Annotated in this window: 1 protein-coding gene and 1 pseudogene; both read right to left on the bottom strand. The window is 41.8% G+C overall.

Going from position 1 to position 982, the window contains the following annotated elements; translation table 11 throughout:
* Window positions 1–210 (bottom strand): annotated as a pseudogene (locus tag ACQRBN_RS17440) (cupin domain-containing protein); the annotation flags it as partial.
* Between the two features lie 147 nt (window positions 211–357).
* On the bottom strand, window positions 358–921 hold the full coding sequence (locus tag ACQRBN_RS17435; RefSeq protein ID WP_427740363.1) for a DUF305 domain-containing protein: 564 nt from the start codon (window positions 919–921) through the stop codon (window positions 358–360).
* Window positions 922–982 lie beyond the last annotated feature (61 nt).

Below are 982 nucleotides of genomic sequence, written 5' to 3'. Positions count from 1 at the left end.
TTTTCCGACACCATCAAGACAGGTTACGAATGCATCTCCGCCGGATTCATGGGTGCTGATCTCTTCACCAGCCCAGAAAGCAAACAGTGTGACACTGAGGGCAGAATTCTGTGCAAGAGTCTTGCTGACAACCTGCCCTTCTTGATAGGATACCTCGTCTTTCAGTTTCAAAACTTCTGCTTTTTTAATGTTTTTCATTAGAGTAGACATCATTTTCTCCTTATAAATGTTCTGTTTTTCTTATGATACCACAAAATATGAAAGATATAATGAAATATCATATTTTTTAGACAAAAATAAAATGCGTATTTTTGCCGGTTAGATTGAAACATTTGGAGAGGCGAGAAGGAATCTGTGTCAGATACACTGCAGCAGATGCTCCATCTTGCGTACTCCCGCTTTTTGCGAGGTAATGATAGCATGAAGAATGGGAACTAATTCCGGGCAGATCGGGAAGCGCAGGGCGTTCTCGGACATCCGTATGGCTCCCTTGTGATGGGGAATCATTTCACGCATAAAATTGGCATTGATATTATTCGTTGAGACTGCACGCTCCATATCGGAGAACATCGTCTGAGTAATCTGATCAAAACACTGTAGGTAGAGGCAGAGTTCCTGGTCGGTATTAAAAAGTCTGCTGCATCGCTTCAGTGCTTCGGTCATATCTTCAATGCTCTTCGTCTGTGAAGTGATGATGTTAGTGGCGATATTCTGCAATGGAATGCAGGTTGTGTATTGCAGAAGGTTCTCGGACATCTGGATCGCCGCCATATGGTGAGGAATCATCTGCACGATGAAATTGTGAGAGATGCTGTCTGTCAGTTCGGCATTGGTCATGCCACAGATCATATCATCAAGTGTATCATAGAAACAGGAAAGGTAAGACTGGGTTACGTTACTTAATTTTCTTTGAAAGGTCATAGTAAAAACCTCTTTTTAGTCTAATCTATGTAAAAGCAAGAAAATGGTGTATTGGCTGATC

The sequence above is a fragment of the Bariatricus sp. SGI.154 genome (genome assembly GCF_050313795.1).
Classification (GTDB): Bacteria; Bacillota; Clostridia; order Lachnospirales; family Lachnospiraceae; genus CAMBRQ01.
Note: the sequence above shows the minus strand (reverse complement) of the source record. Positions and strands in the feature narration are given on the sequence as shown.